Origin of the sequence: Mycoplasma bradburyae (assembly GCF_024338845.1) — a bacterium.
Taxonomy (GTDB): Bacteria; Bacillota_I; Bacilli_A; order Mycoplasmatales; family Mycoplasmoidaceae; genus Mycoplasmoides; species Mycoplasmoides bradburyae.
Genome location: NZ_CP101414.1, coordinates 930,649 through 946,228 on the forward strand (window position 1 = coordinate 930,649; position 15,580 = coordinate 946,228).

General features: G+C 27.6%; 9 protein-coding genes and 1 tRNA gene. 2 read left to right on the plus strand and 8 right to left on the minus strand.

What is annotated here, in order from left to right:
* Positions 1-18: 18 nt before the first annotated feature.
* The 8 genes from NMG68_RS03725 to msrA form a co-directional block, all read right to left on the minus strand.
* Positions 19-2,208 carry a hypothetical protein gene (locus NMG68_RS03725; RefSeq protein ID WP_255034629.1) on the minus strand — a complete coding sequence of 730 codons (2,190 nt, stop codon included), beginning with the start codon at positions 2,206-2,208 and terminating at the stop codon, positions 19-21.
* Between the two features lie 171 nt (positions 2,209-2,379).
* A complete protein-coding gene (locus tag NMG68_RS03730; RefSeq protein WP_255034630.1) occupies positions 2,380-4,788 on the minus strand; it encodes a hypothetical protein in 2,409 nt (802 codons plus the stop codon).
* Positions 4,789-4,892: 104 nt separating this feature from the next.
* Entirely contained in the window at positions 4,893-5,795 is a 903-nt protein-coding gene (locus NMG68_RS03735) for a DUF308 domain-containing protein (RefSeq protein WP_255034631.1), read from the minus strand.
* A 135-nt stretch (positions 5,796-5,930) separates the two neighbouring features.
* Complete coding sequence (gene rlmB / locus NMG68_RS03740; RefSeq protein ID WP_255034632.1) at positions 5,931-6,701, minus strand: 23S rRNA (guanosine(2251)-2'-O)-methyltransferase RlmB; 771 nt, start codon at positions 6,699-6,701, stop codon at positions 5,931-5,933.
* A 1-nt stretch (position 6,702) separates the two neighbouring features.
* Entirely contained in the window at positions 6,703-8,010 is a 1,308-nt protein-coding gene (gene cysS, locus NMG68_RS03745; protein WP_255034633.1) for a cysteine--tRNA ligase, read from the minus strand.
* A gap of 6 nt (positions 8,011-8,016) precedes the next feature.
* Positions 8,017-10,161 (minus strand): NAD-dependent DNA ligase LigA, encoded by a 2,145-nt coding sequence (gene ligA, locus NMG68_RS03750; RefSeq protein WP_255034634.1) that lies wholly within the window; start codon positions 10,159-10,161, stop codon positions 8,017-8,019.
* A 590-nt stretch (positions 10,162-10,751) separates the two neighbouring features.
* A tRNA-Gly gene (locus NMG68_RS03755) sits at positions 10,752-10,825 on the minus strand.
* Between the two features lie 50 nt (positions 10,826-10,875).
* Positions 10,876-11,358, minus strand: a complete 483-nt coding sequence (msrA, locus tag NMG68_RS03760; protein ID WP_255034635.1) for a peptide-methionine (S)-S-oxide reductase MsrA — start codon at positions 11,356-11,358, stop codon at positions 10,876-10,878.
* Between the two features lie 123 nt (positions 11,359-11,481).
* Here msrA and NMG68_RS03765 point away from each other — a divergent pair, with 123 nt between their 5' ends.
* Both NMG68_RS03765 and NMG68_RS03770 read left to right on the plus strand, forming a co-directional pair.
* Complete coding sequence (locus NMG68_RS03765; RefSeq protein WP_255034636.1) at positions 11,482-14,793, plus strand: DEAD/DEAH box helicase; 3,312 nt, start codon at positions 11,482-11,484, stop codon at positions 14,791-14,793.
* Positions 14,794-14,886: 93 nt separating this feature from the next.
* On the plus strand, positions 14,887-15,555 hold the full coding sequence (locus NMG68_RS03770) for a hypothetical protein (protein ID WP_255034637.1): 669 nt from the start codon (positions 14,887-14,889) through the stop codon (positions 15,553-15,555).
* Positions 15,556-15,580: the final 25 nt, after the last annotated feature.

Genomic DNA, 15,580 nt, shown 5'->3' on the forward strand with positions numbered 1-15,580 from the left:
TCAATTAAAATTTAGTTTTTAAATTTTTGTAAAGAAACCTGAGAATTTACTTCTAATTGATGAACTTCAAGAAGTTAAACGATTTTTAATTTTAGTAGGACGAAGTACATTATTATTTGCAGGCACTTTATTCAATTCAGTTTCATCTCACATTCCAAAGTGTGATCTGTATCAAGGGAATTGAATACTATCATCTTTAGGTTTTTTAGTGAATACACTCTTAATTTGTGATCCTCATCTATTTAATCTACTTAAGATAGATGAACCAAATCTTGAAGCTTGAGTATCATTAAGATTAACACTGTAACCTTTTTCAGTTGATGAAGTTGATTTAATTGTGTCGTAATTTCTTTCGGGTAACGGAGGAGGAACTTCAGCTAATTCTTTTAGAGCTTGTTGTCTCTTCTTCATTTCATTAACTTCATTAATAGTAGCATCTGAAGCAACAGCTGGTTTTCTTGTTTTATCAATTCTTGCGTAAATTGAGTAATCAGTTTCTTGTTTTTCTTTATTATCATCAGTAACTAAAATAATTGAGTTTTTAGAACTGTCATAAACTGATTGGTAATCGCTAACACTACCATAAAGATCAACTTTAGGAATTGCGTATACAGATGAACCTGATTGATAAAGATTTTCGGTTAATAAAGCAGCTGCATAAACTGATGGGTCAGTTGAGTTACTTCTAGATGAGAATAGTGATTTTAATGAAGCAGCAGTTTCATATTTGTTAGCTTCACTTAATGATTCAACTGGCAAGAATACTGGTGATACTTTTCTTTCATTATTTACACCATTATAAGTAACTTGAGCTAAGTAGAATCCTTGTTCAAATACATTCTTACCCTCTCTTGTTAATTTTTTAGCAACTACATCAACTGGTTGAGAAATTAATGGTCTTCCTAAATTATCTCTAGGAACAATGCGTTTTTCTAAACGTTTACCACGGAAACCATCAGATAATACTGTCAAGAAGCTTAAGTTGCTAGTTTGACCTCTTGAAGGTTTTATGTTGCTAGTTTTAGTTAATTCTTCTTCAATATCGCTAATTGAATAAGATCTAGCAATTCCGCCTTTAGAGAAAATTGAGTATTCACTTGAAGAACTTGATGTAGAGCTTGTGCTAGCTGTTGAATTAGATCTAGATAAGAATCTCTTAGCAGAATCTTTGTCGCTCTGGCTTGGTTTAGCAACTGTTGAATCAGATTCGTTAAATAATTTATCTAAATCATAACTTTCTCATGAATCAGTTGAACTAGAACTTGTTGAGTTAGATCTCTTGAATGCGCTTGGTGATGTAACATTACTATTCGAACTTACAGAAACATCATCGAAACTAATCTCACCAGAGTTTTGTTTAGCTAAATAGTTAATAATAGCACTTGGGTTACCCATTTCATTAGGGTTTTGGTTAATGTATTTTAAGAACGAACGGAATTCTGGATTACTAACATAATCCCCACCTACAATGCCAGAATTTTTTCTATCGTTATCAAATCAAGATTTAGGCGCTCAAAAAGCTCCTCTCTTTCCGTCTTTATCTTTAATTTCGATTAAGTCAAACTTTTCAAGAGATGCATCAGCTAAATCATCAATATTAGATTTAGTTAAATTAAAGTCTCTTAACACTGTACTCTTTTTAACTGTAGAAGTTGGTTTAGGAGTAACATCTTTAGAAGATTTATAAGTGTTTAATAATAAACCAATACCAGCTCCAATAGCACCAACTGCAGCAATTCCACCAATCACTCCTCCTGCAGCAGCACCTACATTTAAGTTTTCTGATAAGTTTCCATTATTATCAGTAGTTATTCCTTCATGTGGAACTAGTCCTGGAACAGAAACCCCTGGAGAGTTGATAGCTCCATTTGAATCCATACCTTCTTCTGGATGGAAGTTTTGATTACTTATTCCGTCATCGCCTTCGTATGCACCTGTGTCATCATAACCTTCTGAACCAGTTGCATATTTAGAAGAATCAGTATATCTTCCGCCATTTATTGGTCCGTATTGCGTATTGCCGCGAGACGGTCTATTGTTAGGATTGGTTGGTTTAGAAGAATCAGCTGACTGATTTTGAATAGGTTGAATAACGCGATTTAAATTAGCAGCCGTTAATGAAACCGGAATCGCTACAGCAGTAGCAGCTGTAACAACACCTAATGATGATAAAAGAATCGTTTTTTTAAGAGGTACTTTTTTTGACATAATCGATATCTTTCTTTAACAAAAATTAATCTTAATCTTATTTTAAAACTAATTATTATTTTTTCTTGATAAATGATTATATAAAATAAAATTTATTAATTCATTTATTTAAATAAATAGAAAAAGAAGAACCAAGAACAATAGGTTCTTCTTTTCATTAATAACTAGTTATTATCTACGCAAGAATGCGAATTTAGTTCTGAAGAAGTCCGCAGTTGAGCTAAAGAAGTTTGAAACTCGTTTTCTAATTGAATTTAGAATTCCTACTTTAATTGTATTTTTATTAGATGAACTATTAGAAGAAAATAAACCTTTAATTTTTAATGGTTTTTTGGTTTTAATAGTCTTACTATTTAATTTAGAAAAATCTTCAACAATTGTTCTTCCTCTTTTTGAATCAATTTTACTATTTTCATTCATCGCATTTACAATAATAGGAGAACTTAATTCTTGGTTTCTTCTTTCAGAATCAGAACTTATTTTTGAAAGTGATCTTGAAGCAGATTGAACTGTAGTTTTTTGAGTATTTAAAACTCTAGAATTCACACCATTAGAATCAAATCTAATTGAACTATATATAACTTTATCTACATCATTAGCAGATAAACTGCGTTTTAGTTGATCACGAATTTCTCTATCTTCAAAAGTATTTTCGAATGATAAAGTAGCGTAAGTTAAATCACCTTCGTTCTTTATATTGTAATGAGGAATTATGTGTCTATTAGGATTTTCTTTTTTGATTTGATCAAATTTTTGAATAAAGATATACGGATTATCTTTAGCTGTAGGATCATTTCAAATAAGTTTTAATGAATTTTCAAAGTAAGCTTTATTCTTTTTATCTAATAAAACTTCAGGAATAAAGAATGAACGAGCTTCTCGCTTAAAGGTCTGGTTATTACCTCTAGTTGTTGTAATGTATATATATCCTCTTTCTAATGCTTCAGGATTGTTCTTTACGAAGGTTCCAGCAACTTGATTGAACGGTTTTGATATAACTGGTCTACCTTGTCTATCTCTTGGAACTTTAGCGTAAGGAGCAGGTTCAATTTCATCATCTCCATTAACAAATTTATTTAAAATGTTTAGGTTTTCAAATGAACCTTTATTTGGCGTACTTAATACTGGATCTTCTCAAATTAATGCTTTTCCAATTTTATCGCTTATCTTATCGATTTTATTAGCACCACTAATTAATGTATTACCTTTTAATTCATCATAAACTTTATCTAAGTCTAAATTTGCTGATAATTTAGGTAAAGCAACATCATTGTTATCAGCCCTTTTATCTTTAGCAGTACTTACAAATTTATAGTAGTTATTAATTAACTCATCAGAAGAAGTGCTATCCAATGTACCGTTTTTAGATTTAGCCGAATATTTTGCGTAACTTTCAACTAATTTGTTAGCCGAATCTTCAAGATCATTAGAACTTGTTAAAACAACTGGTTTGTTAGGATTATCAATTTTTTGAGAAAGGTATTGTTCGTACGAAGCACCTAAAGCAGTTAATGGATCATCTGTTGATTTTCTAACATCTTTAGCAGCTCTAATTCCAACGTTATTTTCTTCATTAGGCACAGCACTTAGATTAGGTAATTTAACAGAATTTCTTGGCGAACTATCAGTTGAATTAACACTTTCATCATCTAAAAAGCTAAATGCTTCTTCTATTAATTCATTAGTAGATTTTAGGTTAGATTGAAAATGCTTAACTGCATTATCATTCTTATCTAAGTAATTAAAGAAAGCTAATTTATTATCTTTTTGTTCTGGGTTTTCATTTAAAAATTTAACGAAATCACCAAAATCAGGGTTTATAATACCAGTATTAAACCCATTGTTCATTGAAGCGAATCAATCAGAAGGTAATAAATAATTACGTTGCGTATTTTCTTTTTTGAAATCAATTACTAAATCTTTAAGTTGTCTTCCTTGAGCTAATAATGACTTGTTTGATGAAGGAGAATCTAACGGAATTGATGATAATTCAACTTCGTTAGGTCTAGTTTGTAAATCTATAGCAGTTGGAACTGTTGCTCTATTAGATGAATTCTTTCAGTTATAAGCAAGAACTGAAATACCAGCAACAGAAGCTCCTAATACTGCGCCAACAGTTGATCCTATTATAGCAGCTAGATTCGTTTTATCGATATTACCGCTAACCTCTTTATCTTTTATGTTGGGCATTGAAGTATTAATTGAACCTACAGGGTTAATAGGTTGGTTTCCATTAATTGGAGCAGATTCATCTGCACTTGTTCTTCCATTTGAAGATGGAACAGAAGTTTCATCACCTACAATAATAACGTTTTTAGAATCTTTTGCATTTTCTTCATCTAAGAATGGTAAGAATGATAGATCATTATTCTTAACTGAACTATCACTAGAAGAGTCCGATCCATTTATAGAAGAATTAGAATCGTTCTTATTTTCTTTAGTTGCGTTTTGTGAACTTTGTTTAGAGTCGGTTCCATTGTTTTTACTAGCAAAAACAACTGGTGTAATAATAGCAGTTGTTGCTACTGCTAAAGCTGTAGTCGTAATTACAGCTATTTTTCCTTTTGATAATTTTTTCATAACGAGATAACCTACCTATATATATTACTTTAATTTAGCTAAATTTTGTTATTATCTACAAATTTTCTAGCAAATTGTTTAACGAATGATATTGAAATTATAATTTAATTTTTATAAAGAGTCTGAATATTTCTATTTTTATTTTGAAAATTATTTTGAGCATTCTGAACTTGAGGGCTTCTTAAATTAACTTGGTTAGAATTAATTTGAACAGGGAATTTACTCTTATTATTCAATGACATATTAGGCTGATTCATTGGATTTATATTCATTAATGGGTTTTGATTTCGAACCATCAGATTTTGCTGGTTATTAACGAATCCATGTACTGGTTTTTGTTGAAATCTGTTAGGTAGTCTTAATTGTTGATTATTATTAATGTTTAATTGCGGATTAAAATTCGAATTAACTACTAAATTATTGTTAGCAACAATATTTTGATTAAAAATCTGACGATTTATATTATTAGCCGGTACATTAACTTGGTTTGGTATTAATTTGATATTAGGTTGATAATTGATTTTTGGCGGAATAATTTCTTCTTTAACTTGTGGCTGAGTTTCATTTATTTCAGAATCAACTTCTTTTTTCTTAATTTCTTCTTGTTTTAATTCATTATGTTCATCACTTTCAGACGAAGTAAGTAATTTTTGTTCTTCGACTTTCTTTGTTTCTCTTATGATTTCTAACTGTAACTCTTTAAGTAAATTAACTTTTACTAAATAGTTCATTATACACATACAGATTCCACTTATTAAGAAAACTAAACCAAAGATTACACCAATTATTCCCATTGCTAGTAACCCAACACCAGTTGATGTTAGTTCTATTTCGTTGTTATTAGAAACCTGTCTTAATGATCTACCAACAATACTAAATCCTAAAGCCCCTAAAAAAATAAAAACAGCAGCTAAAACAAAAAAGATAACAATAATATTAATATTTGTTTTCTTATTCAATAAAGATTGTTTATTATTTGTTTTTTCTTTTTTATTTGTATCTGACATAAGATTTTATTTAATGGCGCTAATGATTTAATCAATTTAGTGATAATCGAAAGCTTGAATTATTGTATTTATATAAATTTCTATTTATTTTGAATGTTATTTTAATACAAAGAATAACTGAGATGTTAAACAAAATTATTGCAATTTTTGTTTCATATTAAATAGCATTATACCTGTAGCCACAGACACATTCAAGGATTGAATCTTGTCTGTATACATTGGAATCTTAATTTGGTAATCCGAATTCTTAATTAGTTGGTTAGACACACCTTTTTGTTCATTACCTACAATTAATATAGATTTTTTAGCATATTCTTGGTTATAGTCAGCAGCCTCACTGCTTAAATTCGAAACATAAGATCAATATCCATATTTTTCTTGAAGGTCTTTTATGGCATATGAAAGGTTTGCAACTTCAATTAAATTAAGATAAAAACAAGCACCAAGCGATGTTTTTATTACAGTGTTATTAATTCTGGCTTGATTATCTTTTTTAAAAATCACGCCAGATACATTAGCTGCTAAACATGTTCGCAATATTCCACCAAAGTTACCTGGGTCTTGTATTTGATCTAAAACAACAATAATTCCTTCTTGTTGTTCTTTAATGCGTTCGCAAAATTCATTAAATGATATCGTTAAAGAATTAGCATCAATTTCAGCAACAAAACCCTGATGATTTAATGAATCTCTATATTGATTATCAAATCATTTTAAAGAATGCAACTCGTATTCAATATTCCTTTGTTTCAATAACTTGATAATTTCGTTTTCTTGTTTGTGTAAAAATACTTTTTTGATTTTTAAGTTGTTAATTAAACCTTCATAAACGGCATTGAAACCGAATAAGCATAATCTTTCTTTTTTGGAATTATTTTTATTTTGGGGCTTAAATTGATCTTTCATTTTATAAAACTTTTTTATTCATCAATTTGTTTCTTATGATGTCAGCATTTTCATAATCCTTATTAGCTAACAATTCAGCTCAGTTACGAATTTGTTCATTAATATGATCATTATGAAGCATTTCTGGAACTATTCCGTAGATTTCTAAACATCACATTAATTTTTGATAAGCTCAGATATTTTCTTCAATCTTTTTGTGAGCTATAGCTTCATTTATCGTCTTAACATGCTCTCAAATAGTTTTTGTCGCGTTAGCAAAATTAAGGTTATCTAATAGCGATTCTTTAAAACTATCACAAGTTAATGAAGTACTTGGAATGTTTTGGTTATTAGCAATTAAATATGTTCTGAAACGATTAATACAATTAACTATTTTCTCAATGTCTTTTTGAGCAGATTTAATTACATTGCCATCAAAATTAAGCGGAAGAGTGTATGATGAATTATAAAAAACTCATCGTATTGCACGATAATTAAACGATTCAATTAAATGCTTAACATAGATAAAGTTATTAAGTGATTTAGACATCTTTTCATTTTCAATTAAAAGGTGTCCTACATGCACTCAACAATTAGCTAAATTACGATTATATAACGCAATGTTTTGCGCGTTTTCATTTTCGTGGTGAGGAAATAACAAATCAATACCACCACCATGAATAATAAATCCTTTTTGTTGGAATTCTTTATCAATTATGTAAGAACATTCAGTGTGTCAACCAGGGCGACCATCGCCAAATTCTGATTTTCATACAATACCTGTAGTTGTTTTCTTTCACAACACAAAGTCATTAGGACTTAATTTATTTTCATCACTTTTAATTCTGTGACCAGCAATCTGTTCATCTAATTTACGTTTAGATAAAATTCCGTAATTATTAATCTTAGATGTATTTAGATATACATCATTCTCTATTTTGTAAGCGTATCCGGTTTCATAAATACGTTTAACATAATCAATAATGCCATCCATTTGTTCAGTTACTTTAACAATTTTAGGCATTTTGATATCTAGTTCATTAAGTATATCTAGATAAGCTATTGTATATTGTTTAGCGACATCATTTTCAGCTAAGCAAAGTTTAGTTGCTTGAGCAACAATCTTGTCATCTATATCTGTAATATTATGAACAAAATTAACTTTCTTGTTTGAATGTTCTAATAATCTTCTTAATACATCAAAGGTAACTATTGGTCTTAAATTACCCATGTGAATGTGATCATAAACAGTTGGTCCGCAAACATAGATATTAATTTCTTCATCTTCAATATTTATATTTGTTCTAGTTAGGGTATCGTATAATTTCACGGTTTTTTAGTTCCAAATCTCTTCTTGTATTATTGGTATATTTAATTCTTTAGCTTCGTTAATTTTTTTAGCAGTAGGCTTATTGCCAGCTAACAGATAATCAACATTTTTAGAGACATTATTTACAAATTTAATTTTATATTTTAGAGATAATTTTTTAATTATTTCATTTCTAGAAATGCTAAATGAACCAGTTATGACAATTTTTTTACCAAAATAAATTGATGATTCATCCACTAATTCATTGTTGATTTCATCTTTTGTATTAATATTCAGTTCTTTTAATTTTTCAATTAATTCTAAGTTTTTATCAGATGAAAAAAAGCTATGTATCGAATTCGCAGTAATATTACTTATATCAGCCAATCTAGTATAATCTTCCACAGTTAGATTTCTTAACTTATCTATATCATTATATGCGCTAGCAATTGATTTAGCAGTAGCAACGCCGATAAATTTAATATTTAAAGCAGCTAACAAACGATAAAGTTCTCTATTTTTAGACTCATTAATGTTATTAATTAATTTGTCGAATGATTTCTCTTGAAATCTAAAGTTATGTTTGATTCCTGATTTTTTAAATCCTTTTTTAAGTCAAGGCTTAATAATAATTTCTTTATATTTTTCTAGTTTATAAATATCCAAGATATTTGAAATAAATGTTTGATTATCGTTTTCAAGTAATTCAAATGGCTGAACATCTTCGTTTACATTTTGATTAGCTATCAATTCATTACATTCTTTAATAACATCGTTAACTTTAGTGTTAAAAAAAACTTCTAATGTACTTTCACTTAAACCTTCAATATTCATTATTGGTTTAGAACAATAATAAATTAGGTATTGAAGTTGTTTTTGACTACATTCATCATTAATACAATATCAGTCGACTTCTTCTTCTTTTTTAGCTAAATCAGATTTACAACTAGGACATTTGAAGTCATATTCAAATTTGACACAATTATCTTTTCTTTTATCGAAATTAACTCCAATTACTTTCGGAATAATTTCGGCAGCTTTTATTAAATAAACATAATCGTTAACTCTAATATCTAGCTCATTAATGTACTCAATATTATGTAAGGTTGCATATGTAATAATTGAGCCTTCTAACTCTACAGGCTCAAGTTCAGCAACAAAAGTTAACTTACCAGTTCTTCCTACATTTAAGATAATGTTTTTTAATTTAGTTTCAACTTGTGTTGGAGTAAATTTATAAGCAATTGCTCATTTAGGAAATTTCGAAGTATAACCAATTTTTTCATAATCTTCGAAGTTGTTGTATTTTATAACAGCTCCATCAATTCTGTAATCTAAATTATTTTTATTTTTTTCAAGATCTTTAATACTTTCATAAACATCTTTTATGTCGTTAAATAATTTAATTTCTTTGGCTACATTAAAGCCTCATTTTTTTAATTTTTCAATTACCTCGTATTGAGTTTTAAAACCAACTTCATAAGAGTTAGGAATGTAATAAAAAAATGCGTTAAGTTTTCGTTTAGCAACTTCAGTAACATCGATATTTCTTAAACTTCCAGAAGCATAATTTCTAGAATTAGCGAATTTCTTATCTTCATCTCTTGATGAGTTTATTTCTTCAAAATCTTTATTTGAAACATAAACTTCACCGCGAATAACAAGTTTTTTGATATCGGTATCAATTTTTAGAGGAATCGTTTTAATAGTTTTAATATTCGAAAAAACACTTTCACCAATCACACCATCACCTCTAGTTAAAGCATCTATCAATAAACCATTTTCATAAATTAACGAAATAGATAAACCATCTATTTTAGGTTCTAAAACATATGAATTTTTTTCACTTTTACTAATCTTAGCAATGTTGTCATTAAAATTTATTAACTCATCAAAATTAAAGCAGTTATTTAGTGAAAGCATTAGATAATCATGTTTAACTTTAGTGAATTTATTGCTGATTGATGAACCTATTCTCTGGGTCGGAGAATAACTTAATATAAATTCAGGATACTTACTTTCGTATTCTTTTAAAGTCTTGTATGCGTTGTCATAAACTTCGTCAGAAACAGAAGGATTAGATAACACATAGTACTCATGTTCTCATTTATTCAGTTTTTTAACTAAATCCTGAATTGCTGAATATATTTTATCTTTTTCACTATTATTCATAATCAACTTATATATCTAATAAACTATTTTTATTTAAAAATAACGATTAATTTTAAATTAATAAGTTTTTAACTGATGTTTCAATCCTTGTCAATTAGTTTGATGATAAAACTAAAACTTATCAAAATAGTTATTATCAAAACTTATATTTCATTAAATGACCTGTCACCAATAAAATGTAGATTTTTGCTATTACAAATTTTTATAACCTAATTACATTCTTTTATAGAATTGATTTTTAAGACTGTTTTTACTGTGCCAATTATTTAAATTTATGACTTATCTTAAACATCACTAAATCACTAAAACTTATAATTTTTTATATTAATCAATATATTGCTTATATATAATAATATTTTATAAAAATATTATTATATATAACATTTATTTTAATTAATTTAAATAAATTTATCCAAAACAAATAAAAAACCATCAACATAGTTAGTTTTTACTAGCACAAGTTGATGGTTATAAAAAAAACTAATACCTCATTATACGCTATCTGAGGTATTAGAAATTTGGATCATTATGAAATCACTATAGGTTATTATAATGATTGGTCGATTTTATTATCTTCGTTAAATTATTAATGGAGCAGATGACGAGAATCGAACTCGCGTCTAAACCTTGGCAAGGTCTCGTTCTACCATTGAACTACATCTGCACCTTTAAATATTTTAACACAATAAAATGATCTATTGCTATGTAAGTTAACTAATCAAACTTAATATGACAATAACCACTAGGATTTTTAACTAAATAATCTTGGTGATATTCTTCTGCTACAAAATAATTTTGCAACTTCAAAACTTCGGTAACTATAGGTTTAGAATATCTTCCTTGAGCTTGAGCTAATTTAGATTTAATAATTGTTTCGTCTGCTTCATCTACAAAATAAAACCCACTGCGATACTGAGTCCCTTTGTCGTTTGCTTGGTAATTTAAAGTCGTTGGGTCAACAACTTTTAAAAATAGATCAATTATTTCTTCTAAGTTGATAATTTGATCATCATAGATGATTTCTACAGTTTCTACAGCTCCAGTAAGACCGCTACACACTTCTTTGTAAGTTGGATTTTTAAACTCTGGTTTGCAATTAGCATAACCTACTGTTGATTTAATTATTCTTTTGGTTCTTCTAAAGTACTCTTGAACACCTCAAAAACAGCCACCTGCTAAATATATTTTCTTAGTCATTTGTTATCCTTATGGTTAAATTTCATTATTATTTCTAGATAATAATATTTGTTTTATCTACCATCTATAATAATTCTTGTTTTATAATATTAAATATTACTATTTTTTCAATTTTGTGATTGAATGATAAATAAAATCCTCGAATATTACTTTCAAGATAGTGAGCTTGTTCGTGGTAAAAATCTAGTAAACCGTAAAACAGTTAAATTAACTTATCATCAAGAAAATCGATTATTGCTACTAAGTGCTATAATTCGCGATGAACAAAAAGAAGTTAATACAAAAGTAACTGTTGACGGTGTTAATGAAAAGCTTCTAGATATTACCTGCGATTGCAAGTCACGATTAAAATATTGTCGTTATATAGCGGCAACAATTTATAGTGCTTACATCAAATTAAAAAAAATTAGCGATAAACAGCAAAAAGAAAGTAAAAAACAAGATATATTATCTAATAGCAACAAAATACGCGAAACCAAGCTTAAAGTTAAGGACTCCATTTCGTTTAGTATTGAATCTATTAAGAAATCATTTAATACTACTAAGTTATCGATCTTTTTAAATGTTGATGAATACAAATTTAAATTGGTTAATGAAAACTATTTCTTATTAAAACAAAATTGAATGAATGGTGAAGAAATCAGCTTTTACGTTTGTTACGAAAATGCGAAAACACCGGCAAAATTATTAAAAATTAGTATAGATAGCAATTCATTCAAGTATCAGGATTTATATATGTTCTGATACTTAGTATATTTATGTAATACTAATAATGTTAATGACGAAACATTTTTAAGAGAAGGATCTTATCTTCATAGCGATTTTAAAATAAGCAATCCTGGATTGTACGCACTTAATGATGTAAAAAATTTTAAAGATTTTTTAGATCAATACGATCAATCATACCAACAAGAGGAATTAAGCGAAGATTTAATAAATGAAATTAATTCATGTTTTAATGAATGTAGTTTTATAGTTTCTTCTAAGAAGAATCCTAACAGAATAGTATTAATAACTGATAAAGGGGATGTTTATAAATTTAATATCGAAACATTTGTTGATAAAAAATGAGTTCCATATTTAAGTCATTACTTATCTAAAGATAATCGTTTATTCGTAAACCCTTTTAATGAGATATTAAATCAAAATCAGATTAACCATGAAGTGTTAAATAAAGTATCAATTACATCAAAGGAGTTTCTTGATCTCTATATTTACTTAAGTAAGTTAGGGTTTGAAGATATTTATATTGATGATTCTAAAAAAGTTATCAAATTAATTGATTATTTACCTAAGGCTGGTTTAGTAATCGGTTTTGACGATTCTAAATCATGTGTTATTAGTAACCTTATCTTTAATTATAAGCGTTCTAATGAAAATAATATCGTTTATTACGATAATAAAGAAACTCTTAGAAACCAAAGATTGCATTTATATGAAGAAAATACTTATGATTTTTTCTTTAAAAAAGTAATAAACAAAAAATTATCTTCTAAACTAAAAAAGAATCTATTAGATGTTAAAGATTTAGAAGAATTAAAACAACTGGCTGATAGTTTTATTGGTAATGAACAATTTCATATTAAATTGTTAGATGCTTATACAAAAGAGCTAAAACTTAAATTTAATATTAAAAACTTTAAAAAAATCGAAACACATAACGATTTAATTAAAATCACTTTAGATGATTTTGGCTATGATTTTGATTTCATTAAAGAAATCGTTTCATATCATTTATTATCTAAAGAAGTATTCATAACTAGCAATGGTTTTTATTATTTAAAAGATCCTGATAATCAAGAATTCTTAGAATTCTGATCTAAATTTGATTTTTATGGAATTAAAAAAGTTAATTCTAAAACTTTAATATTTAACCGATATCGTTTATTAGATCTTTACAACGCTTTTAAAAACTATAACAATCATTTTAAAAAGATTGCAGTAGATGAAATTGTAGAGTTAATTGACGCATTATTTAATAATTCATTTAAAAATGAATTAAAAATTGATGCTCCGTTTGATAGACTCTTATGACCATATCAAAAAGAAGGTAATAAGTGATTAAGAACCATGCAAAAGTTCGGATTTGGAGCTATCATGGCAGATGACATGGGGTTAGGTAAAACAATCCAAACAATTTCAGTTATTGCGCAATATTACAAAGAACATCCTCAAGAAATAAAACAAAGTTTAATAGTAGCACCTTCATCATTATTACTTAACTGGGCAAGTGAATTTAAAAAGTTTGCACCTGATTTAAAAGTAGCTGCTATCAAAGGGAATGTTGATAGTCGTAAAGCAGTAATATCTTCTAGAAGCCATGTTGTTGAGATTACCACATACGCAGCATTTAGAAGAGATAAGTTACTTCATGCTAAAAAAGACTACGCTTACATCGTACTAGATGAGGCTCAAAGTATTAAAAATGCTTCATCAATTCTATCTAAAGAAATTAAAAGTCTTAAAGCTGCTCATAAAGTAGCCTTAACTGGTACAGTTATTGAAAACCGCTTATCAGAATTATGGTCAATCTTTGACTTCGTTTTACCTGGTTTCTTTGGTTCGATATCTGATTTTAATTTCAACTATACTAGTTCTATTGAACGTGACGAAAAAATGAATGAAGAAGCTATTCAACGTTTAAAGAAAAAGATATCTCCATTTATTTTAAGAAGAACTAAAGAAAAAGTTCTTAAAGATTTGCCTCCTAAAACTCAAAGCGATTTATTAGTTGCTTTATCATTAGATCATGTTGCTTTCTATAGAGAAAGAGAAAAAGAAGTTAAAGACGAAATTTTAAAGATTATTCAATCAAAAGATAAATCAAAAAAAGGTCTTGGAATCATGTTGGCTAAGTTATTAAATGAACTTAGACAAATTTGTTGTTCTCCTAAATTAATAGATTCAAAATTTAACGGTGAAAACGTTAAATTTACTGCTGCTATTGATATCATTAATAACGCTATGAAAAGCAATAAAAAAGTATTGCTTTTCAGTCAGTATTTAGGTGTTATTGATCTATTTAAAAAAGATCTTGAAGAAAAAGGAATTAAATACTTTATTCTTACAGGTGAAACTCCTAAAGAGGTTCGTTTGGAATACGTAAATGAATTTAATAACTTGAAAGAACCTGCAGTCTTTATTGCTTCGCTTAAAGCTGGTGGTGTCGGTTTAAACTTAACTGGAGCTGAGATTGTTATTCATTATGATTTATGATGAAATTTAGCTTTACAAAATCAAGCAACCGACCGTGCCCATAGAATTGGTCAAAAAAACCATGTTCAGGTTTATCGTATAATCGCTGCTGATACTATTGAAGAAAGAATTGTAGCTATTCAGGAACGAAAGAAAGAATTAGCTTCTAAATTAATTCAAGAAACTGATAATAGCTTAAGTTGATTGAATGTTAAAGATATCTTATCTTTATTTGAATAGTACTTACTTTTTAAAAAAGTAATGACATATTAATATAATCTAATATTATTATTATAAGAATTATGGATTGTTTGTTTATTATAGTCTTTAATTATGTTTAAATATATATCTGATAAAAAATTGATAGATAGTTGTTTTGAAGTTGCTAATAAATTAACTAAACTAATTCAAGCAACTTTAGCAAAACATTTAATTGATACTAGATTGCATAGTTTAGCTGAAACAAAAGAAAAACTTGCTTGCGAAAAAGAAGGTTATCCTTTTGGTTTTGATTTTATCTTAGAACTAACAAGACCAGCTACAGCCTTAAAAGGTAGAGCTAACAACGAATTAAAAGATATTATTAAAAAAGATATTCAAGAGGTAATTAATCAAGAATTTGCTAATAAAGATGTTGTTATAAAAAGCACAAGCACAGGCTTTTGTATAATAAATTTATTTAATAAAAATACTCCTGAAACCAAATTTTTTATCGAATTTAATATTTATAAATTCGATGGTAAAAATTTTTATGTATTAAAAAAACACCGAACTAAAGTTAATGAAGTTTGAACAAAGGTAAAAAATCTAAATGAGATTAAACACCGCATGAGTTTAGTTGAAAATGATCCTGATGCTTGATTAGAATTTAAGGAAAGATATTTATTCTGATTAGGACAGTATTTAGAAGAAAATAAAGAAAAACCTTCTTCTTTAAGTTGCAAAACCCAAGCTTTAAACGATGCATTTAACAAGTTCTGACAAAACCAACTTGAAAAATAATTAAGTTTAATTAACTAGATAATAA